Source organism: Rhodococcus sp. 3258, assembly GCF_031456475.1.
Taxonomy (GTDB): domain Bacteria; phylum Actinomycetota; class Actinomycetes; order Mycobacteriales; family Mycobacteriaceae; genus Rhodococcoides; species Rhodococcoides fascians.
Genome location: NZ_JAVDUT010000002.1, coordinates 79,309 through 98,075, shown reverse-complemented (window position 1 = coordinate 98,075; position 18,767 = coordinate 79,309). Strand labels below are relative to the sequence as shown.

Genomic DNA, 18,767 nt, shown 5'->3' with positions numbered 1-18,767 from the left:
CAGGTACAGTCGACCGCGACACGGGGTGCCCGTCAGGGCTGAGATCACACCCGTCGAACCTGATCTGGTTAGGACCAGCGAAGGGAATGTCGTGATGTCTCGGTATTTCCTGTCCCTCGTGACGGTCCCGACCTCGAACGAGAGGCGTAGCGCATGAGACTCGACGAGCAGACAGTGTTGATCACCGGCGGCGGCCGCGGACTGGGAGCAGCGATTGCCGCTGCTTTCGCCGGTGAGGGCGCGCGTGTGGTGATCGACTACCGCACCAGCAAAGAGGCAGCAGAGGCGTTGGCGGACAGGCTCGGCGACCGTGCATTTGCTGTTCAGGGCGACGTGACCGACGAGAGCGCGGTGGCCTCGGTGTTCGACTCGGCCCGTGCGCATTTCGGCACCCCGATCACCACCGTCGTCAACAACGCACTGGCCGATTTCTCGTTCGACGGGGATGCTCGACCGAAGGCCGACAACATCACCTGGGAGCGGTTCGACGCTCAGCTGCGAGGCAGCGTTCGCGCGGCACTGCTCACCACGCAGGCGGCCTTGCCGGGAATGCGTGAGGCGGGCTTCGGTCGAATCATCAACGTGGGCACCAACTTGTTCCAGAATCCGGTGGTGCCGTACCACGACTACACCGCCTCCAAGGCCGCCCTGCTCTCACTGACGCGCACGTTGTCGGTGGACCTGGGCGCGGACAACATCACCGTCAACATGGTCTCGGGCGGACTGCTGCGCACCACCGACGCCAGTGCCGCGACCCCGGCCGAGGTGTTCGACTTCATCGCGGCCTCGACCCCGCTGCAACGCGTCACCACCCCGGAAGAGTTCGCCGATGCTCTGCTGTTCTTCGCCTCCCCGTGGGCGCGGTCGGTGACCGGTCAAAACCTCGTTGTCGACGGCGGTTTGGTCAAGAACTGACATGCACCTCAACGCGTTTCTGTACGGCTGCGGACATCACAGTGCAGCGTGGCGGCATCCCGATTCGCGAGTGGAGGACTTGGGCGACATCGCGTACTACGAGGAACTTGCGCAGCTGGCCGAACGGGGAAAGTTCGACGCGGTGTTCTTTGCCGACGGGCATTCCGTTCGCGACCCGGCCGGCGCAGGAACCTGGTTTCTCGAACCGATCACGGCGCTGTCGGCCATGGCCAGAGCGACCACCCACATCGGTCTGGTCACGACTGTGTCGTCGACGTTCTACACACCGTTCCATGCCGCGCGCATGCTGGCGTCGTTGGACCACATCAGCGGCGGACGGGCCGGCTGGAACGTCGTCACGTCCATGTTCGACGCCGAGGCGCGTAATCACGGAATGGACGCCATCCCGGCTCGCGAGGAGCGCTATGCCCGCGCCGAAGAGTTCGTCGATACTGCACTGGCGCTGTGGGATTCGTGGGACGCCGACGCGTTGACGCTCGATCGAAGCGGACACTACGCGGACCCGGCCAAGGTGCATGCCATCGATCACGACGGCAAACATTTTCGGGTCGACGGTCCGTTGACGGTGCCGCGTTCACCGCAGGGTCGGCCGGTTCTGTTCCAGGCCGGGGCGTCGGGTCCGGGCCGCGACCTGGCGGCGAAGTACGCCGAGGCGATCTATGCCGTCGCCTACGATCTCGTTGCCGCGCAGGGCTATTACGACGACGTGAAGACGAGAATCGATCGAGCCGGTCGTGGCAGCGCGGCAGTGGGCATCATGCCGGGTCTGGTGACGTACATCGGATCGACGATGGAGGAGGCTCGCCAGAAGAAGGCCGAACTGGACGTCTTGCTGCCGACGGAACAATCCCTGGCGATGCTCTCGACGTTCACCGGACAGGATTGTGCTGCCTGGGAACTCGATGAACCCGTACCGCCGCTACCACCTGCAGCCGAGTTCACGGGACCGCAGGGCCGGTACGAGACGATCCTGCGCATCATCGAGAAGGATCGCCCGACGGTGCGCGCGCTGCTGGGCACCCTCGCGGCCGGTGGCGGGCACGCCACGATGATCGGCACACCGGATTCCATCGTCGACGAGATGGAATCGTGGATCGGCCGCGGTGCCGATGGATTCAACCTGATGTGCCCGCGCTACCCCGACTCACTCGCCGACTTCGTCGAACACGTGGTCCCGATCCTGCAGCAGCGCGGCCTCTTTCGATCCGAATACACGTCGTCAACGCTGCGCGGGCATCTGACCGGATGACCTGAAGGTTCAGTCCAGCGAGTCGATGAATTCCGTTGTCAATCGGGCAATGTCGTCCGCATGTGAGATCGGCGACCAGTGTCCTGCCGGAATGTCGTTGCGCGTGAGGTTCTTCACCCACTTGCCGGTGTCGTCGTAGTGGTACGGCCGCACCGCGACGTCCTCGGTGTTGACGATGAGGTGCACCGGGATGTCGATGTATCGATCCCGCGGATTGGTCAGCAGCGGAATGATGTTGGCGCGGTACAGGTTGGTGCCGTTGGTTGCGTCCGACCACAGCGTGGGGTTCTGGGTGACAAGCTTCGGATCGACGCCCGAGAACTCCTGGAGGAATGCCGGCCAGCCCTTGGCGAACTGTCGCTTGATGCGCAGCGTCGAGAGTCCGGGGATGTGGAAGGTGACGGTGTACCAGGACGCTCGGGTCTGCGCGAGAACCTGCTTGATGCCGGTGAGGGTGGGACGACGCAGGCGCGACTGCGACCACTTTCCGAGGTGATCGAGGTTAGGTCCCGAAATCGATGTGTAGGAACGAATTCGGTCCTTCGCCTGCGGTTGAGCTGCCGCCTCCCATACCTCCACGGCACCCCAGTCGTGAGCGAGCACGTGAACGGGAGCGTCGGGGCTCACCGCATCGGCAACGGCATAGAAGTCCGCCGCCAACCGGGCCAACTTGTACGCCGACTGCTCGACGGGGACCGAGCTCTCGCCGGCTCCACGCGAGTCGTAGCTGATCACCCGAAAACGGTCTTCGAGTTGCGGCACGATGTGGCCCCACAGTTCGTGAGTATCGGGCCACCCGTGAACGAGGACGATGGGTTCGCCCTCGGGGTTTCCGCTCTCGAACACCGCCAGCCGAATGCCTTCGTTGACGACCGTCGTACGAACTGCGTTGCTGCTCACTGTCTTTCCGTTCTATAGATCGAGTACGAGACGGGCGCTTCGAGCACGCGAGACGCAGATGAGCATGTGGTCGCGCTGCTCTTCCGGGGTCAATCGCGATTCGAGGTGTTCGGGCTCCCCGGACAGCACACGCACCTTGCAGGTGCCGCAGAAGCCCTGCTGGCACGAGTACGCGATATTGGGCTTCTGCTGCTTGACGGCCGTGAGCACGGAGGCGTCGGCGGCGACGTCGAGCACGGCTCCACTGCTGATCAGCTGCACCTCGAACGGTGTGCCGTCGAGGATCGGCGGCGGGCCGAAGCGTTCGAAATGCAATGCGGTGGCGGCACATTGGCGGAAGTCGCGGCGGACGGCGTCGAGCATGGGGGTAGGACCGCAGCAGTAGACGGCACCGCCTGCGGGTGCGCGCTCGAGCAATTCACCCTCGGTGGGGTACCCGTGCACGTCGTCGGTACGGATCAACACGCGGTCCGATTCCCAGCTCTCGATCTCGTCGAGAAAAGGCATCGTGTCCCGGGAGCGACCGCAGTACACGAACTGCCAATCCATCCCGAGGATCCGTGCGGCACGGACCATCGCGATGATGGGGGTGATGCCGATGCCGCCGGCGACGAACAGCGCGCTGCCCTCGGCGACGAAGGGAAAGCCGTTCCGTGGGCCACGTACGGTGACCTCGGTGCCGGGCTCGAGTGCGTGCATCTCGATGGATCCACCTGCGCCGGTGGGGATTCGGCGCACGGCGATACGGTAGCAACTACGGTCGGACGGATCGCCGCACAGCGAGTACTGCCGACGGCGACCCGACGGCAGATGCAGATCGAGGTGGCAGCCGGGATGCCAGATCGGCAGCTGCTCCCCCGTCGGCGAGGCGAGAGTCAGAGCGGCGACGTTCTCGTCCTCGGCGATGATCTCGCGGTCGACGACCACCAACCGCAGCGCGGAATCGGGATTGTGGCCGGCTACCGCGTCGTCGTACTCCTTGCCGGCAGTCGCATGCATGTAGCCGTTGAGGAACGTTCCGAGCATCTGCATCGAGCGATCGGCGCGAGGGCGTCCGCGCAGATCCGGTGGCGCGTCCTTGGGCAACAGCCGCGGAACGCGACCCGTCGAGAGCCTCACCGCGCCGCAGCCTGCGCGGCCGGGGACGACGCCAGGTAGCGCACGGCCTGAGCCGTCGAGCCTTCCTGGCTCGGGTGATACGACTTCTTCAGGTAGCGAGACATACTGCGGCCGACGTGCGTCAGCGCCGGCAGCGTGCCGCGGCGAACAGACTTGCGCCACAGGGCCGATCGGGGCTTGCGGACCGACTTCGGCGCGCTCTGCAGCTCGGGGTCGTTCTTCATCAGGAAGATGATGCCGCGCATCCAGATGTACCCCATCAACGGAACGACCACGACGAACGTGCGCAGGCGACGTACCTCGCGCTTGTCGAAGTAACGAAGGGTGTCGTACGCAACCGAGCGGTGTTCCACTTCCTCGGCACCGTGCCACCGCAGCAGATCGAGCATCGTCGGATGGATGCCGGCGCGGTCGAGACCGTTGGCATTGAGTACCCAATCACCGAGGAACGCCGTCACGTGCTCGATGGCCGCGATGAGGGCCAGCCGCTCGACGAGGTTGTTCTTCGATCGCAGACTCGTCACCGAATCCGATCCGAGGACCTTGCCGAAGGCCCATTCCATCTGATCGGTGAACGGAGTGGGGTCGAGTCCGTTGTTCTGCAGATGCACGAGGACGCCGGTATGAGCCTCGGCGTGTACGGCTTCCTGGCCGATGAAGCCGATGACGTCGTCGCGCAGCTTCTCGTCGTCGATGTAGGGCAGGGCCTCTTTGAACGTGTCGACGAACCAGTGTTCGCCGGCCGGGAGTAGTAGATGCAGCACGTTGAGGACGTGCGTGGTGTACGGATCGCCGGGCACCCAGTGCATCGGCAGATCGCTCCAGTCGAACTTGACGTTCCTGGCCTGAAGCATCACTTCGCCCGGGTCCGATGCGACGGCGTTGCGCTCGTTCATCGAGTCGACCTCCTCCACGTCCGCGATGTGGCCGCTGCCACAGTGCGCGACTTAGTATAAACACCGGTTACAGGTAAAAGGAACCATGTCGGTGGACAGTGAGAGACTCCTGTGATGACCGACCCCTCCCCAGCGGCAGTTCCTTCGAGCACCGTCCCCGTCACCTGGCCCACCGAGTGGCCCGTCGATGTGCGTCGAATCGCGGACGCCACAGTCGATGCCCTTGCTGCTGTCGTGGCGCAGGATCCGATCGCGTTCGACGAGGCCGTCGAACTGTTGGACCGCTCGGACGCGGCCAAGGCCGGGAACGTGCATGCGGAGATGGTACGGAGTTTGCTCGAAGAGGTATACAGCGATGGCTTGACCGGGGAGAACGTCCAGGAAGTACTCGGCCGAACAGTCCGCGGAGCCGACTGGCTCCCGAGCGTGGACATCGCCGGATTCGTCAAAGTGCTCACCGGCGCGCTGGGTGTGACGGACGTCGACGAACAATCACGTTCGCGGCCGCGGCCGGCGCACGCCCTGCTGGTGGTGGCGGATCTGCTCGCCGTTCGGCGAAGCCGCGCCGAGACGTATGTGCGCCGCGCACTCGCCGAGATTCACCGCGCGCAGACAGTGGAGATGCCCTAGCGAGATCTTCGCCTCTCTTGCGCCGATGCTAGAGAGTCGTAGAAGGCACTACCGACGCCGACGACGAACTCGAAGTTATGGACACTTTTCGACGGATTCTCGTCCCCAACTTCGAGTTCGCGGCGTCGGACGTGGCTATCGATGCAGCAGATTGGCCCCGGCGATGATGGCCCGGATCGGCGACAGGGTTGCGTCGAGCTCGATGGACATCGACCATTCGCGGCGACCGTCGTGCTCGGCCAGGACGAAGGTGGCGGTCTCGTCGCCGATGCGCTGCTGGTGGAACGAGAGGATCTCGATGCGGAACCCGGCGTCGTGGAGCATCGACGTCAACGCCTCGATCGGTCCGTATGTTGTTGCAGCACAAGCGAAGATGGTGTCACCGATGCCGAAGGTGGCGTCGAACGACATCTTGCCCCCGGTGGCCCCAGTGCCGGACCAGGAGCCCAGCCGGAGAGGTCCGGTGGTGGGCGAGAAGCGGTCGACGAAGGCCGTCCACGACAGGTGTTGCCCGGTGATCTCGTCGCGCATCGTGCGCGGCAGGGCGCAGCCGAAGCGGGCATGGAACGGATCTGTGGCGAAAGTCGAAGCGAGTGAATTCATAAGGGTGGTCCTGGCGAATGTGAAGGGAGGACCGAGAGAGCACGACGACCCGCAGCGAGGGGTCGGTCCGAATCAGACCCCGCTACGGCGGCGTACTACGAGAATGCGCTTCACGGAGCCGACAGTAGCCCCGGCCTCGGGCGTCCCGCAAGTATCGAACGAATACGGATCTCTAGGACACGAGCTAGATGTCCGCATATATCGCACGGTTCGTTGTAACTTTGGCCCCATGGACCCCGTGCGTAACCCTTACGCTCCCGGCGCAGGCCAGCGCCCACCCGAGCTCGCCGGTCGAAAGAAGCAGCTCGACGCCTTCGACGTCGTGCTCGAACGCATCACCCGCGGCAGACCGGAACGCAGTGTCGTTCTCACCGGGCTGCGCGGCGTCGGCAAGACGGTGCTGCTCAACCACCTCCGATCCGCGGCCATCGCGCGCGGTTGGGGCACCGGGAAGATCGAAGCTCGCCCCGACCAGGAACTGCGCCGGCCCCTGTCGTCGGCGCTGCACATGGCGGTACGCGGCATTGCGGCCTCGCATCGAGACCCCGAACGCGTCGACGAGTTTCTCGGCGTCCTCAAGGCCTTCGCGCTGCGCGCCACCGCGGACAAGGGGATGCGCGAGCGGTGGCAACCGGGCATCGACGTCCCGGCGAAGAGCGGCCGCGCCGACTCCGGTGACATCGAGATCGACCTCGTCGAACTGCTGCTCGACGCCTCCGCGCTGGCCGGGGACGTGGGTGTGGGTATCGCCATCTTCATCGACGAGATGCAGGACCTCGGTCCCGCAGACATCTCCGCGTTGTGCGCGGCCTGCCACGAACTCAGTCAGGACACCGCGCCGCTGATCATCGTCGGGGCCGGACTACCGCACCTACCGGCTGTGTTGTCGGCATCCAAGAGTTACTCCGAGCGCCTGTTCAGCTACCACCGAATCGGCAGGCTCGAGCGAGCCGCAGCAGATCTCGCGTTGATCGCGCCGGCCGACCGCGAGGATGTCGAATTCACCCCCGAGGCACTCGACGCGCTGTACGCAGCCGCCGATGGCTACCCCTACTTCGTGCAGGCCTACGGCAAAGCGACCTGGGATCTCGCCGCCGACAGCCCGATTTCCGCCGAGGACGTGCGCGTTGCCGCTCCGACGGCGGAGGAGGAACTGGCCGTCGGATTCTTCGGTTCGCGCTACGAACGCGCGACACCCGCCGAACGTGAATACATGCGAGCGATGGCCGAACTGTCGGTGGACGACGGTTCGGTGCCGACTTCGGCCGTCGCCACCGAGCTCAAACGCAAGCCGGCATCACTGTCGCCTGCCCGGGACGGCTTGATCAAGAAGGGCCTGATCTACTCGGCCGAGCGCGGCACGATCGCGTTCACGGTGCCGCATTTCGGGCGCTACCTGAGAGCACAAACCGACGAGCCCGCCGCGGTCTGAGGCGTCGACGCTACGACTGCGCTCGCGCCCCGGTCAGCTTCTCGAGGCGACGGACCGCGGTGCGATCGGTGCGGTCGACGTTGACGAGGCTCGGGTTGCCGTCGTAGAAGTCCATCAGGCGCTGATCCATCACCTTGCGCCACAAGGGCGGAACCATCGCGCAGAAGATCATCACCGCGTATCCGGCCGGGAGTTGCGGAGACTCGTCGACGGTTCGTAGTGCTTGGTAGCGGCGTACCGGATTCGCGTGATGGTCGCTGTGGCGTTGCAGGTGGTATAGAAACAGGTTGCTCCACAGGTGATCGCTGTTCCAGCTGTCGCGGTGCGAGGGCTTGGCGTAGCGACCGTCCGGACGCCTGGTGCGCATCAGGCCGTAGTGCTCGAGGTAGTTGGCCGCCTCGTACAGGACGATGGCGATGGCGGCCTGAATCAGTAGGTACGGCAACACGATCCAACCGAACACTGCGATCAGTGCCCCGAACAGAACGATGCTCATCGCGGCCGCGTTGAAAAGGTTGTTTCGCAGCGTCCACGGTGACGAGCCCGACCGCGCGAGTCGACGGGTTTCGAGATCCCAGGCCGAATGCAGACCGTGGAACATCGTGCGTGGCAGAAACTTCCAGAACGATTCACCGAATTTCGCCGACGCCGGATCCTCGGGGGTGGCGACGCGCAGATGGTGGCCGTGGTTGTGCTCGACGTAGAAGTGGCCGTACAGCGTCTGCGCCAGAGTGACTTTGGAGAGCCACCGCTCGACGTTCTCGCGCTTGTGCCCCAGTTCGTGCGCGGCATTGATGCCGACGCCGCCGACGACTCCCACGGTGACGGCCAGGCCGATCCTCTCCGGTGTGCCGAGTGGGCCGTGGGCCCACAGGTAACACGCGGCCACCAGGCCGGCGTATTGCAGCGGCAGGAAGAGGTAGACGCACCACCGGTAGTACTTGTCTTTGTCGAGTGCTGCGAGAGCCTCGTCGGGTGGATTGCTGCGATCGACGCCCGCGAACTTGTCGACCAGGGGCAGCGCGATGCCCATGATCATCAGCCCGAGTGCCCAGAATGCGCCGGGTCCGAGGAGTGACACCAAGCCCCACGCCAGGAACGGGCTCAGCGGAATCGTCAGGCCGAGCGGCCAGAGATAACGCTTGGGATCGCGCCACGTCGGCGAGGCCCCTGCGGCGTCCTTGTCGGGCATGCGTGAACTCACTCCTGATCTTCGAGGCTGCCCACGCGGTACGAGGGGGTGCGGTGGTGGTCTGTCACAAGTACATCGCCACGCCTCTGAGGATAGTTACCTAGACGAATCTGTGGGGTTCGAGCGATGGGCCGTCGAAGGCGTCGCGGTCCTTGTACGGTGACCGAATGCAGCATGTCGAGTCGTCGTTCGCCGGGGTACACGGAACTCGTATCGTCTACGACGTCTGGACCCCGGACGCCGCCGCCGATAATTCCCCTACCGGCGTTCTGGTGCTGGCCCATGGCCTGGCCGAGCACGCAGGACGGTACCGACACGTGATCGAGCGGCTCGGCTCGCTCGGCCTCGTCGTCTACGCACCCGACCACCGCGGGCACGGGCGATCCGGCGGCAAGCGAGTCTCCTTGGCGAAATGGTCGGACTTCACCGACGACCTGCACACACTGTTCTCGATCGCGGCTGAGGAGCACCCCGGCAGCCGCACCTTCCTCCTCGGACACAGCATGGGCGGTGCCATCGCACTGTCCTACGCCCTCGACCATCAGGGTGATCTGGACGCACTGATGCTGTCCGGGCCTGCGGTCAACCCGTCCGTGGGCCAGCCGAAAGCGTTGGTCGCGGTGGGTGCAGTACTCGGCAGGTTCCTGCCGTCGCTGCCGGTGCTGAAACTCGACCCCAACGACGTCTCCCGCGACAAGGCCGTCGTCGACGCCTATGTCGCCGATCCGCTGGGCTATCACGGCAGCGTCACGGCCGGGCTCGCTGCAGCGTTGTTGCAGGAGAGTCGTACGTATCCCGCCAGATTGCCGTCGCTGACCATTCCGGTGTTGCTGCAGCACGGAACCGCAGACCGGTTGGCCGACGTCTCGGGCAGCGAGCTGATCGCCGAGCTGGCGGGATCCGAGGACCTGACCTTGAAAACCTACGACGGGCTGTTCCACGAAGTCTTCAACGAGCCGGAGCAGGAACGCGTGCTCGACGACCTGATCACGTGGTTACGTCCGCGGGTCGGCGGCGGGGCTGTAAGTTCCTGACGGGTCCAGCGGAAGAACGGGGTTACGACCATGGCCAGACGAGCGCTCGTATTGGGCGGCGGCGGTGTAGCGGGCATTGCGTGGCAGACAGGCGTCCTTCTGGGACTGGCCGAGGCCGGGGCCGATGTCAGCGACGCCGAGATGTTGCTCGGAACGTCGGCCGGTTCTTCGGTGGCCGCTCAGATCTCGAGCGGCACCCCGGTATCGGAGTTCTTCGAGCGTCAGGCGGACGAGTCCAAGCAGGACAACGAGCCACACGCCGAGGCCACCATCGACGAGCTCGTCACCATGTTGGCCCGAGCAGCCCAGAACTCGGACGGCAGTGCGCTGGACACCCGCAGACGTATCGGTGCCGAAGCTTTGGCGACAGCAACGATCAGCGAACGGGAACGACGAGCCATCATCGCCCGTCGACTGACGACGCACTCGTGGCCCGACCGCGATCTGCGGATCGTCACCGTGGACGCCCTGACGGGACGCCATCGAGTACTGGACCGGGGATCGGGCGTCGAGCTCATCGACGCCGTGGCCGCGAGTTGCGCTATCCCGGGCATGTGGCCGCCGGTGACGATCGGCGATCACCGCTACGTCGACGGCGGTATCCGTGCGAGCGAGAACGCCGATCTGGCGGTGGGTTTCGAGAAGGTGCTGGTGCTCAAGGTCGGTGCACTCGACCTGGAAGGCGACCCCTTCGAGGTCGAACGGGGAAAATTGGTCAAGGGCGGCTCGAAGGTGGAAGTGATCGTTCCCGACGCGGCTTCGTCGGCTGCGATCGGACCCGACCCCACCGACATCGCCGTACGCGCAGCGGCGGCAACAGCGGGCCGGGCGCAGGGCACCGCCATCGCCGAGCGTATCGCGGAATTCTGGGTGGGCTGAGACCCGCGAACGGGACTCAGCCGAACAGGGCCGCGCCGTTGCTCCAGCACACGGCGCGAACCCACTCGTCGCCGAGTCCGAGACGGCTCACCGCCTGCAGCGCGTCCAGGTAGGGGTACGGGATGTTCGGGAAGTCGCTCCCGAACAGAATGCGATCCTGCAGGTCCAGCAGCCGCGGCATCTCGTGCCGGGGAAACGGCGCAGCGGCTTCGGAGAAATCCGTGAAGGCCATGGTGGTGTCCAGGCGTACGTTCTCGTATCGATCGGCCAGATCGAGAAAATCGATGTACTCGGGCATGCCCATGTGCGCGACGATCAGCGGTAGCGTCGGAAACCGCTGCAGCAGAGCGGCGATCGGCTCGGGGCCGGTATACGAGCCGGGTGCCGGTCCGGAGCCGCAGTGGATGACCACCGGAATCTGCGCATCCGAAATGGTGCCCCAGACGCCGTCGAGCAGCGGGTCGTTGGGCGAGTAGTTCCCGACCTGGATGTGCGACTTGAAGATTCGGGTTCCGTTCGTCACCGCCTGCTCGACGTACTGCGTGGCTCCGTCCTCGGGATAGAACGTGGCAGTCTGCAGGCAATCGGGGGTGCGAGCCGCGAAGTCGGCACCCCAGGAGTTCAGCCAGGCCGCCATCGCAGGTTTGTGCGGGTAGATCATCGACGTGAATCGCCGCACGCCGAACCCTCGAATCACCTGCAGCCGCCGGTCTTCGGCGAAGCGGTACGAGATGGGCCAGACGCTGCCCGTCAGCGGGCCTGCGCTGTCGAAGTAGCTCCATACTTTGTCCATTACGTTCTTCGGCATGAAGTGCGTGTGGACGTCGAACAGGCCGGGCAGCGCCAGCTCGGTCCAGAACGCGACGATGCGTTCGGTCTCCGCCGCCAGTTCGGCGTCGGAGCGAGGGTGCTCAGCGTGCGACATGCGCGTCGAACCACTCGAGGGTCTTGGTCCACGCGTCGCCTGCGGCTGCGGCATCGAACACGGCAGGGCGGTCGTCGCAGTGAAAGCCGTGCTTGCCGTGGGGGTATCGGGTGATCTCGGTGCCGACGGGTGCCGTGGCGGTGATCTCCCGCAGTGTCTCGACGTCCTGGAACGGAATGCCCTCATCCAGATCTCCGAAGAAGCCGTGCCACGGTGTCTGGAGGGCGTCGCCCACCGAGGCCATCGCGGGATAACCGAAGCGGCCCTTCGTGATTCCGCCACCGTAGAACGTGGCGGCCGCACCGAGTTGCCGTCGAACCGCGGTGTGGAAGGCCACGGTCCCGCCCATGCAGAAGCCGACGATCGCGATGGACGAGGGCGCGAACCCCAGTTCGGCCAGCGCACTCGCCGCCGCGTCCACGTCGGAGTCCACCTCGTCCGCCTCGAGTTTCCCGATGGCCGCCATGGCGGAATCCATGTCCGAGTAGTCGAGCACGCTCACCCCCTCCTGCCGGTGGAACAGATGCGGAGCCACGGCTACCCAGCCTGCGGCCGCGACCCGATTGCAGACGTCGACGATGTGGTCGGTGACCCCGAAGGCTTCTTGGATGACGATGACGCCGCCGCGGGCGGTGCCGTCGGGCGAGACGACGGTGAGGGGAGTGGTGTTCACCCCTCGATTGGAGCACATCACCAGGAGTGGATGCCGGTAGCGGCGGTGAGTACAGCAGTTTTGTACCGTGGCAGGCAGGGAACGATCCCGACCGAGAGGACACTTCATGCGCGCGGTACAGATCTCCAGTCTCGACGGACCCGATTCGGTGACCGTTGCCGATATCGACGAACCCACCGCGCGTGATGGGTCGGTGGTCATCGAGGTCAGGGCCGCGGGCGTCGCGTTTCCCGACGCGTTGCTCACCCGTGGGCTGTACCAGTACAAGCCCGAGTTGCCGTTCGTTCCGGGCAGCGAGATCGCCGGCATCGTGCGGTCGGCTCCGGCCGATTCCGGCTTCTCGGCCGGAGACCGCGTGGCAGCGTTGACGGGGCTCAGCGACGGTATGGCCGAGGTCGCCGTCGTCTCGCCCGACACGGTGTTCGCGTTGCCCGAGTCCGTGTCGCTCACTGCGGGCGCGGGCTTGCTGTTCAACGATCTGACGGTGCACTTCGCGTTGCGCGAGCGCGGCCGCTTGGCGCAGGGCGAGACGGTGCTGGTTCACGGCGCGGCCGGAGGGATCGGAACCTCCGCTCTGCGAATGGCTCCGGTACTCGGGGCGGCACGGGTGATCGCAGTGGTGAGCTCGGAAGCAAAGGCAGACATCGCGCGCGCCGCCGGAGCCACCGACGTCGTACTGGTCGACGGCTGGAAGGACGCGGTCAAGGAGCTGACCGGTGGCCGTGGCGTCGACGTGGTCGTCGATCCGGTGGGCGGTGACCGATTCACCGACAGCATCCGTTCTCTCGCGCCGTCGGGCCGAATCCTGGTGCTGGGCTTCACCGGTGGCGAGATCCCGACCGTCAAGGTCAACCGGTTGCTGCTGAACAACGTCGATGTCGTCGGCGTCGGGTGGGGTGCGTGGTGGATGACGCGCCCGGGCTACCTGGCCACCCAATGGGCCGAGATCGAGCCGCTGCTCGCGGACGGTTCGCTCGTGGCTCCCGAGCCGTCCGTCTTCCCCGTCTCCGACGCGGCAGCAGCGATCGCCTCGCTCGAAAACCGAACGGCAGCAGGGAAAGTAGTACTCGACTTCAGTCTGTGATCGGGTGCACGGGCTGCCGGATCACTCCGGCAGCTCGATGCCCCGTGCCTCGGACAGCGCTGCGATCTCGGCGGGAAAGACGTTCTTGAACACGAACGGGTCGGTGCCCAACGCCCAGTTCGGTGCGAGTTCGATGGCGTACCTCTCGAAGTAGCCGAGCTGCTTGGCCACCAGGATCAGCTCCTCGGGGCTGGACGTCTTGTACTGCTTGCCCATGCCCACCAACGCCCGGATGAAGTCCGCCAGGCTGAAGTGTGCGAGGGTGGCCGAGAGCATCGGCGCGAACACCGACTGCAGAATCGCGCCGACCTCGGCGTCCGAACCCATCTGCGGGGCAACGATTCCCAGACGTTTGACGGTACCGGCGAGGCGGGTGAAGTCGCCGTCGATCACCGTGGCGTGGAAGAGGTCGAGCAACAACGCGCGCCACTGCTCGTCCACCTCGCCCATGACGCCGAAGTCGAGAAAGGCCACTCTGCCGTCGTCGAGCACCCAGACGTTTCCCGCGTGCACGTCGCCGTGGAACAGGCCGTGCAGTACCAGGGCCTCCATCCAGACCTTGGCGGCACGGCGGACGATCAGCTCCGATTGCTCACCGGGCCGGTACCGGTCCAGCGGCGAGCCGTTCATGCGCTCCATGCAGATGACGCGTCCACCGCAGTAGTCGAGAAACACCTCGGGTGCGGTGACGTGCTTGTTGTCGCCGAATGCCCCGATTGCACTGCGAAAGCTGTGCTGGCGCTTGGCTTCCACTGCGCTGTCGAGTTCTGCGAACGTCGCGGCGTGCAGGTCGACGATGATGGCCGACGCGTTGGCCGTGGCGAAGAACGGAATGAACTTCTCGAGACCGCGCGCGATGAGATATGCGATTCGCAGGTCGATCTTCATGCGATGGTAGATGCCTCGCCGCTGCACCTTCATGACCACTTCGCGGCCGTCGTCGCGGCGCACACACAGGTGTACCTGGGCGACCGACGCCGACGAGAGAGGTACGTCGTCGAACGAGGAGAACAACTCCTCGACGCTCCGGCCCAGGTCTGCCTCGATCACCGCGCGGGCCTGCGACCCGGGAAACGGCGGCACCTCGTCCAGGCATCGCAGACAGGTGTCGGCGAGGACCTTGGGAAACAGTCCGGGCGACGAACCCATCAGTTGCCCCACCTTGACGAAGGTGGGGCCGAGCACGAAGAACGCGTCGACGACGGCCTTGGAAGCGTGAACCGGCCAGCCGCGCCGCGGCGCACGAACCCAGCGGCCGATGGCGATGAACTGAAAGTACGTCAGCACCGACCCGATCACGATCAGTCGCAACAACTCTCGTATCCCGAAGGTCTTCAGCTCGGGTGCCGGCTTGGGCGTCGTGTCGTCAGGTGTCATGCGTGCACTCCCGCCGACACGCGTGCGGCCGAGGCTTCGAGTCGGCCCAGCACCCGGTCGAATCGTGTGGCATCGTCGAATGCCCTCGCCAGCACCAACGCCCCCTGGATCCCGGCGACGATCTCTTCGGCCAGTTCGGCCGCCGCGTCGCCGTGTCCGAGCCGCTGCAGCACCGGAGTGAGTGCCTCGATCCACTGGGTGAAATGCGCGGCGACACGGCTGGAGAAGGTGGCACGCTCGAGCCCGAGCGTGAACGCGCCGAACAGGCACACCAGGCGATTGGACCGAAAATAGCGGGCGGTCTGCTCGAACATGTCGTGGGTCGTCGACGCCGCGTCGTCTCCGTGTCGCAGCGGCTCGAAGACGTTGTGGTGGAACCACAGCTCGACGTCGTCGAGGACTGCCTCGGCCATTTCCTGCTTTCCCCGCGGAAAGTAGTGGTAGAGACTGCCTTTGCCGAGTCCGGTGCATCTGCTGATGACCGCGAGGGACGACCCGTCGAACCCGTGGTCGCGGAACACTCCTGCGAGTATCGGCACCACGTCGTGGCGATCGCTCATGAGCCGGTACTGTACCAATCGGTACAAGCCCGGTGCATCGGGGTCGCCGGGAGTGGAGCCTGCGGAATGACCCATCGGGTAGAGCGCGGTGAATACTGCAGTCGTGAAGAGAACTACCGTCCTGGCCGCTGGAGCCTTTCTTGCCGGCGGGGTGACCTACCTCGCTGCCGAAGCGATTTCGGCGCGCGGCTGGACCGACCGACCGTACAGCTACGCGCGCAACAACATCAGTGACCTCGGGATTCCGGACATCTCACCGTGGCACCCGGTGATGAACACCGGCTTTGTGGTCGACGGCACGCTGTTCGTTCTTGCCGGCCTCGGATTGTCGGTGTTGTTCGAGGGGCGAGCGCGCTGGATCGTGCTGGGCACGTCGGTCGTGCACGGCGTCGGCAGCATCGTCGTCGGGCTGGCGCATGCTTCGGTCGACGGAGCATCGACTCCGCATGCAGCGGGCGCGGGTATGGCGATCATCGGTGGAAACCTGGTGCTCCTGGCTGCAGGCCGGTACGGCGGACGCGTCGGCGCACCTCGCTGGTACACGACGGCCAGTGCCGCGGCCGGTGTTGCGGGGCTGGCCGGTTTCGCATTGTTTCTCGCCGATACCGGCATCCTCGGCGGCGGAGCGTTCGAGCGTATTTCCGTCTACACCATCATCGGATGGGAGATCGTCACCGGCGCAGCACTTCTCGCGCGGGCCCGGCTATCGAAAGTTCGGTGACTCCTTGGCGAGGAAAGCCCGTACGCCCTCTCGGCCGTCGGCCGACTCGAAGGCTTCCTCGAACACCGGCAGTGCGCGTCGTGACGGTTCGTGTGGTGACTGCCCGAACGTGAGCGCGAGAGCTCGTTTGTTCGCGTGCACGGCCGAGCGGGACTTGGCGGCCAGCAGGTGTGCCAGGTCCAGTGCCATCGACAACGACCCACCGCGTGGAGCCACCTTGTTGATCAGACCCCATTCCAGAGCTGTCTCGGCAGAGATGGACTCGCCGAGCAACACCAGTTCGGCTGCGCGCGACTGACCCACCCGCCGCAACGCACGCATGGTCCCGCCACTGCTGGGGACGAGCCCCAGATCGATCTCGGGCAAGCCGAGGCGGGCACCCGCGTCGGCGACGACGAGATCGCAGCACAGCGCCATCTCGAGCCCACCGCCCAGGGCGAACCCGTCGATCGCAGCGACCGTCGGGAGCGGTAGGTCGGCCAGTAATTCGAGGGTCGCGTTCTCGACATTGCTCTTGCGTTCGAGGACGTCGCCTGCCGCCTGCATCGCGGGCATTTCGGAGATGTCCGAACCGGCACTGAACACCCGGTCGCCGGTGAGCACGACGGCCCGGACGGAGGAGTTGTCGGCCAGCTCGCGAAGCATCGCCCGCAGACGTCGCGTCGCAGGCTGGGTCAAGGCGTTCACCGGAGGGTTGCTCAGCGTGATCTGTGCGACCGCCTGGTGTGGAAAAGACAGGACGGGTGACGACTCGGTGGGCATGAAAGAACCGTAGAGCGTTGACCTGGCGATTGGGAGTCTGCCACGACGGCATGTACCGTGGGTATCACCCGACGCGGGGTGGAGCAGCTCGGTAGCTCGCTGGGCTCATAACCCAGAGGTCGCAGGTTCAAATCCTGTCCCCGCTACTACGAAGATCAGGTCCGGCACCGATGGTGCCGGGCCTGATTTCTTTTCTGGGTTCGCCGGACTGGCTCCGGTCAGGGCTGAAGTCTGAATTGCACGACGGCCGTGACGTTTTCGATCGCGTCGTCGAGTGCCTTCAAGCGCGACGGGGCGTCCGGTGCCGACAGGATGTCGAGTCGGTCGGACTGGCCCATCGGGATCAACGAGGCCAGTGACCAGATCTTCTCGGCGGCCGAAATCGGGAGGCTCAGAAAATCCGGAACGCCCGGCGTCACGATGTCCCCGGAGGATTCGAGCCGACCGATCAGCTCGTACAGATCCTCGACCTTGGCCCAGGTGGCGGCGAACTGCGTGTCGGCGATGACGGCATCGACGTCTGCGTCGGGCCATGCGCGGACGTCGGCCAGTGGGTAGGGGTCGTCCGGGAGCCACGCGTCGATGCGGATCCGTTCGCCGCCGACGCACTCGAGCAGATACCTGCCGTCTCCGATGGCCTCGTGACCGATGATGTGGGCGATCGTCGCCACATCGTGTCGGACGTCGCCGCCGCCTGCCTCGTGCCCCCGGGCAATGAGAACGACGCCGAAACGAGGATCGTCCATCTTCAGACAGTCCTGTACCAGTGCCTGGTATCGAGGCTCGAAGATGTGCAACGGGAGACGTTCGCCCGGCAGCAACACGCTGCCGAGCGGGAACATCGGGATGACGCTCACGGGCGCTGCAGCGGCATGGCTGCCGGGGTGATCTCCGTCGGCGCGCTCTGGTCCGCGTCGCTCGAGTCGGTGTGGTTGGCGGCCAAGAACTCGTTCAGCAGCCGGAAGAAGAAGTCCGGCTCGTCGAGCTGCGGGAAGTGGCCGGCGTCGGGAAAGATCTCGACGCGACTGTTGGGTACCTCGCGTCGGATGTTGTCCGCATGCTTGGCGGGAATCATGCGGTCCTTTCCGCCCCAGATCAGGAGCGAGGGAATGGACTCGAACTTCTCGAAATGCTGCTTGGCACTGACGGTTTGGCCGCGAGGACCCACGACGGCCCGCGTCGACGCCAGAAACGCCTCCCGCGTCGACCGGTCTGCGACCGATCGGAACGAGCGCCACGTCTCGGCCATGCTGGGGCCGGGCTCTACCGGAACCCCCCACTTGCCCAGTCGAGCCAGCACACCTTCGGTGTTCCTGCGGAACCAATCCGAGGCCAACATCGGAAGCACCAGTTCGCTGCCGGGTAGCGTCGCGGCCTTGAGTAGCAGGCTCACCTCCGGGCCGAGCCCGCCGCTGCTGACCAGCACGAGGCGATCGACCCGTTCGGGAAAGAGGTACGTCATCTGCATGACGATGCCGCCGCCGAGCGAGTGGCCGACCAGTGGTGCCGAGTCGATGTTCAGGTACTCCATCAGGTCGCGGATGGTGGCCGCGTGCGAACTGAGCGAATAGTCGCCGGACGGTTTGTCGGAGTCACCGTGCCCGAACAGGTCGGGTGCGATCACCCGATACCGGTCCGACAGTCGCTCGATCTGCGGGCCCCAGGACTTGTGCGATCCGAGCAGCCCGTGGACGAGAATCACGGGCGGCCCGTCGCCGATATCGACGTACCGCAAGACGTCCTTGTGTAGTTCCACCGACTGCAGTTCGTACGATGCGCTCATGGTCGACCTCCC

At 65.4% G+C, this 18,767-nt stretch carries 20 protein-coding genes, 1 tRNA gene and 1 riboswitch; of the genes, 9 read left to right on the top strand and 12 right to left on the bottom strand.

Features of this window, described 5'->3' with window-relative positions:
• The first annotated feature begins 11 nt into the window (after nt 1–11).
• A riboswitch (TPP riboswitch) is annotated at nt 12–104 on the top strand.
• 49 nt (nt 105–153) lie between these two features.
• Nucleotides 154–915: a 3-oxoacyl-ACP reductase gene (locus tag J2X62_RS07835; RefSeq protein WP_310179535.1), complete on the top strand. Its 762-nt coding sequence runs from the start codon at nt 154–156 to the stop codon at nt 913–915.
• A gap of 1 nt (nt 916) precedes the next feature.
• Nucleotides 917–2,185, top strand: a complete 1,269-nt coding sequence (locus tag J2X62_RS07830) for an LLM class flavin-dependent oxidoreductase (protein WP_310179533.1) — start codon at nt 917–919, stop codon at nt 2,183–2,185.
• Nucleotides 2,186–2,194: 9 nt separating this feature from the next.
• On the opposite strand, the gene J2X62_RS07825 is transcribed toward J2X62_RS07830, so the two are convergent.
• The 3 genes from J2X62_RS07825 to J2X62_RS07815 form a co-directional block, all read right to left on the bottom strand.
• Nucleotides 2,195–3,085, bottom strand: a complete 891-nt coding sequence (locus J2X62_RS07825) for an alpha/beta fold hydrolase (protein ID WP_310179531.1) — start codon at nt 3,083–3,085, stop codon at nt 2,195–2,197.
• A 12-nt stretch (nt 3,086–3,097) separates the two neighbouring features.
• Nucleotides 3,098–4,117, bottom strand: a complete 1,020-nt coding sequence (locus J2X62_RS07820; protein ID WP_310180356.1) for a PDR/VanB family oxidoreductase — start codon at nt 4,115–4,117, stop codon at nt 3,098–3,100.
• A gap of 83 nt (nt 4,118–4,200) precedes the next feature.
• Nucleotides 4,201–5,100, bottom strand: coding sequence for a metal-dependent hydrolase (locus tag J2X62_RS07815; RefSeq protein ID WP_310179529.1), 900 nt, complete (start codon nt 5,098–5,100; stop codon nt 4,201–4,203).
• 114 nt (nt 5,101–5,214) lie between these two features.
• Here J2X62_RS07815 and J2X62_RS07810 point away from each other — a divergent pair, with 114 nt between their 5' ends.
• Nucleotides 5,215–5,730 (top strand): hypothetical protein, encoded by a 516-nt coding sequence (locus J2X62_RS07810; RefSeq protein ID WP_310179527.1) that lies wholly within the window; start codon nt 5,215–5,217, stop codon nt 5,728–5,730.
• Nucleotides 5,731–5,865: 135 nt separating this feature from the next.
• Here the strand turns inward: J2X62_RS07810 and J2X62_RS07805 are convergent, their stop codons facing one another.
• On the bottom strand, nt 5,866–6,333 hold the full coding sequence (locus J2X62_RS07805) for a 2-isopropylmalate synthase (RefSeq protein WP_032392531.1): 468 nt from the start codon (nt 6,331–6,333) through the stop codon (nt 5,866–5,868).
• 229 nt (nt 6,334–6,562) lie between these two features.
• Here J2X62_RS07805 and J2X62_RS07800 point away from each other — a divergent pair, with 229 nt between their 5' ends.
• Nucleotides 6,563–7,765 (top strand): ATP-binding protein, encoded by a 1,203-nt coding sequence (locus J2X62_RS07800; protein ID WP_032392530.1) that lies wholly within the window; start codon nt 6,563–6,565, stop codon nt 7,763–7,765.
• Between the two features lie 10 nt (nt 7,766–7,775).
• Here J2X62_RS07800 and J2X62_RS07795 read toward each other — a convergent pair whose 3' ends face one another.
• Nucleotides 7,776–8,957 (bottom strand): alkane 1-monooxygenase, encoded by a 1,182-nt coding sequence (locus J2X62_RS07795; RefSeq protein WP_051364966.1) that lies wholly within the window; start codon nt 8,955–8,957, stop codon nt 7,776–7,778.
• Between the two features lie 167 nt (nt 8,958–9,124).
• Here J2X62_RS07795 and J2X62_RS07790 point away from each other — a divergent pair, with 167 nt between their 5' ends.
• Both J2X62_RS07790 and J2X62_RS07785 read left to right on the top strand, forming a co-directional pair.
• Nucleotides 9,125–9,991 (top strand): alpha/beta hydrolase, encoded by an 867-nt coding sequence (locus J2X62_RS07790; protein WP_027495190.1) that lies wholly within the window; start codon nt 9,125–9,127, stop codon nt 9,989–9,991.
• A gap of 30 nt (nt 9,992–10,021) precedes the next feature.
• Nucleotides 10,022–10,870 carry a patatin-like phospholipase family protein gene (locus tag J2X62_RS07785; protein ID WP_027495191.1) on the top strand — a complete coding sequence of 283 codons (849 nt, stop codon included), beginning with the start codon at nt 10,022–10,024 and terminating at the stop codon, nt 10,868–10,870.
• A gap of 16 nt (nt 10,871–10,886) precedes the next feature.
• On the opposite strand, the gene J2X62_RS07780 is transcribed toward J2X62_RS07785, so the two are convergent.
• Together J2X62_RS07780 and J2X62_RS07775 are read right to left on the bottom strand one after the other, a co-directional pair.
• The gene (locus J2X62_RS07780; protein WP_202595050.1) at nt 10,887–11,795 is read right to left on the bottom strand and encodes an amidohydrolase family protein; all 909 of its coding nucleotides are present in this window, start codon (nt 11,793–11,795) and stop codon (nt 10,887–10,889) included.
• The gene (locus tag J2X62_RS07775) at nt 11,782–12,468 is read right to left on the bottom strand and encodes a dienelactone hydrolase family protein (protein WP_310179523.1); all 687 of its coding nucleotides are present in this window, start codon (nt 12,466–12,468) and stop codon (nt 11,782–11,784) included. Before J2X62_RS07775 ends, J2X62_RS07780 begins: the two co-directional genes overlap by 14 nt.
• A gap of 106 nt (nt 12,469–12,574) precedes the next feature.
• On the opposite strand from J2X62_RS07775, the gene J2X62_RS07770 reads away from it, so the two are divergent.
• Nucleotides 12,575–13,552 carry an NADPH:quinone oxidoreductase family protein gene (locus tag J2X62_RS07770; protein WP_027495194.1) on the top strand — a complete coding sequence of 326 codons (978 nt, stop codon included), beginning with the start codon at nt 12,575–12,577 and terminating at the stop codon, nt 13,550–13,552.
• Between the two features lie 21 nt (nt 13,553–13,573).
• Here J2X62_RS07770 and J2X62_RS07765 read toward each other — a convergent pair whose 3' ends face one another.
• Nucleotides 13,574–14,929, bottom strand: coding sequence for an AarF/ABC1/UbiB kinase family protein (locus J2X62_RS07765; RefSeq protein ID WP_032392527.1), 1,356 nt, complete (start codon nt 14,927–14,929; stop codon nt 13,574–13,576).
• On the bottom strand, nt 14,926–15,489 hold the full coding sequence (locus J2X62_RS07760) for a TetR/AcrR family transcriptional regulator (RefSeq protein WP_176457823.1): 564 nt from the start codon (nt 15,487–15,489) through the stop codon (nt 14,926–14,928). Before J2X62_RS07760 ends, J2X62_RS07765 begins: the two co-directional genes overlap by 4 nt.
• A 103-nt stretch (nt 15,490–15,592) precedes the next feature.
• Between J2X62_RS07760 and J2X62_RS07755 the strand changes: the two genes are divergently transcribed.
• Nucleotides 15,593–16,210 (top strand): DUF998 domain-containing protein, encoded by a 618-nt coding sequence (locus J2X62_RS07755; RefSeq protein WP_310179517.1) that lies wholly within the window; start codon nt 15,593–15,595, stop codon nt 16,208–16,210.
• Here J2X62_RS07755 and J2X62_RS07750 read toward each other — a convergent pair.
• Nucleotides 16,193–16,972 (bottom strand): enoyl-CoA hydratase/isomerase family protein, encoded by a 780-nt coding sequence (locus tag J2X62_RS07750; protein WP_310179514.1) that lies wholly within the window; start codon nt 16,970–16,972, stop codon nt 16,193–16,195. The two genes, J2X62_RS07755 and J2X62_RS07750, sit on opposite strands and share 18 nt — an antisense overlap.
• Nucleotides 16,973–17,044: 72 nt before the next feature.
• On the opposite strand from J2X62_RS07750, the gene J2X62_RS07745 reads away from it, so the two are divergent.
• A tRNA-Met gene (locus J2X62_RS07745) sits at nt 17,045–17,118 on the top strand.
• A 72-nt stretch (nt 17,119–17,190) separates the two neighbouring features.
• Here the strand turns inward: J2X62_RS07745 and J2X62_RS07740 are convergent.
• Together J2X62_RS07740 and J2X62_RS07735 are read right to left on the bottom strand one after the other, a co-directional pair.
• Nucleotides 17,191–17,829, bottom strand: coding sequence for an LON peptidase substrate-binding domain-containing protein (locus tag J2X62_RS07740; RefSeq protein WP_027495199.1), 639 nt, complete (start codon nt 17,827–17,829; stop codon nt 17,191–17,193).
• Nucleotides 17,826–18,755 carry an alpha/beta fold hydrolase gene (locus tag J2X62_RS07735; RefSeq protein ID WP_310179512.1) on the bottom strand — a complete coding sequence of 310 codons (930 nt, stop codon included), beginning with the start codon at nt 18,753–18,755 and terminating at the stop codon, nt 17,826–17,828. Before J2X62_RS07735 ends, J2X62_RS07740 begins: the two co-directional genes overlap by 4 nt.
• Nucleotides 18,756–18,767 lie beyond the last annotated feature (12 nt).

Excerpts from the sequence above, each read along its gene's own strand:
- J2X62_RS07835 (WP_310179535.1), top strand. The coding sequence starts at position 154 with ATGAGACTCGACGAGCAGACAGTGTTGATCACCGGCGGCGGCCGCGGA.
- J2X62_RS07830 (WP_310179533.1), top strand. The coding sequence starts at position 917 with ATGCACCTCAACGCGTTTCTGTACGGCTGCGGACATCACAGTGCAGCG.
- J2X62_RS07820 (WP_310180356.1), bottom strand. The coding sequence starts at position 4,117 with ATGCAGATGCTCGGAACGTTCCTCAACGGCTACATGCATGCGACTGCC.
- J2X62_RS07815 (WP_310179529.1), bottom strand. The coding sequence starts at position 5,100 with ATGAACGAGCGCAACGCCGTCGCATCGGACCCGGGCGAAGTGATGCTT.
- J2X62_RS07810 (WP_310179527.1), top strand. The coding sequence starts at position 5,215 with ATGACCGACCCCTCCCCAGCGGCAGTTCCTTCGAGCACCGTCCCCGTC.
- J2X62_RS07805 (WP_032392531.1), bottom strand. The coding sequence starts at position 6,333 with ATGAATTCACTCGCTTCGACTTTCGCCACAGATCCGTTCCATGCCCGC.
- J2X62_RS07800 (WP_032392530.1), top strand. The coding sequence starts at position 6,563 with ATGGACCCCGTGCGTAACCCTTACGCTCCCGGCGCAGGCCAGCGCCCA.
- J2X62_RS07795 (WP_051364966.1), bottom strand. The coding sequence starts at position 8,957 with ATGCCCGACAAGGACGCCGCAGGGGCCTCGCCGACGTGGCGCGATCCC.
- J2X62_RS07790 (WP_027495190.1), top strand. The coding sequence starts at position 9,125 with ATGCAGCATGTCGAGTCGTCGTTCGCCGGGGTACACGGAACTCGTATC.
- J2X62_RS07785 (WP_027495191.1), top strand. The coding sequence starts at position 10,022 with ATGGCCAGACGAGCGCTCGTATTGGGCGGCGGCGGTGTAGCGGGCATT.
- J2X62_RS07780 (WP_202595050.1), bottom strand. The coding sequence starts at position 11,795 with ATGTCGCACGCTGAGCACCCTCGCTCCGACGCCGAACTGGCGGCGGAG.
- J2X62_RS07770 (WP_027495194.1), top strand. The coding sequence starts at position 12,575 with ATGCGCGCGGTACAGATCTCCAGTCTCGACGGACCCGATTCGGTGACC.
- J2X62_RS07765 (WP_032392527.1), bottom strand. The coding sequence starts at position 14,929 with ATGACACCTGACGACACGACGCCCAAGCCGGCACCCGAGCTGAAGACC.
- J2X62_RS07760 (WP_176457823.1), bottom strand. The coding sequence starts at position 15,489 with ATGAGCGATCGCCACGACGTGGTGCCGATACTCGCAGGAGTGTTCCGC.
- J2X62_RS07750 (WP_310179514.1), bottom strand. The coding sequence starts at position 16,972 with ATGCCCACCGAGTCGTCACCCGTCCTGTCTTTTCCACACCAGGCGGTC.
- J2X62_RS07735 (WP_310179512.1), bottom strand. The coding sequence starts at position 18,755 with ATGAGCGCATCGTACGAACTGCAGTCGGTGGAACTACACAAGGACGTC.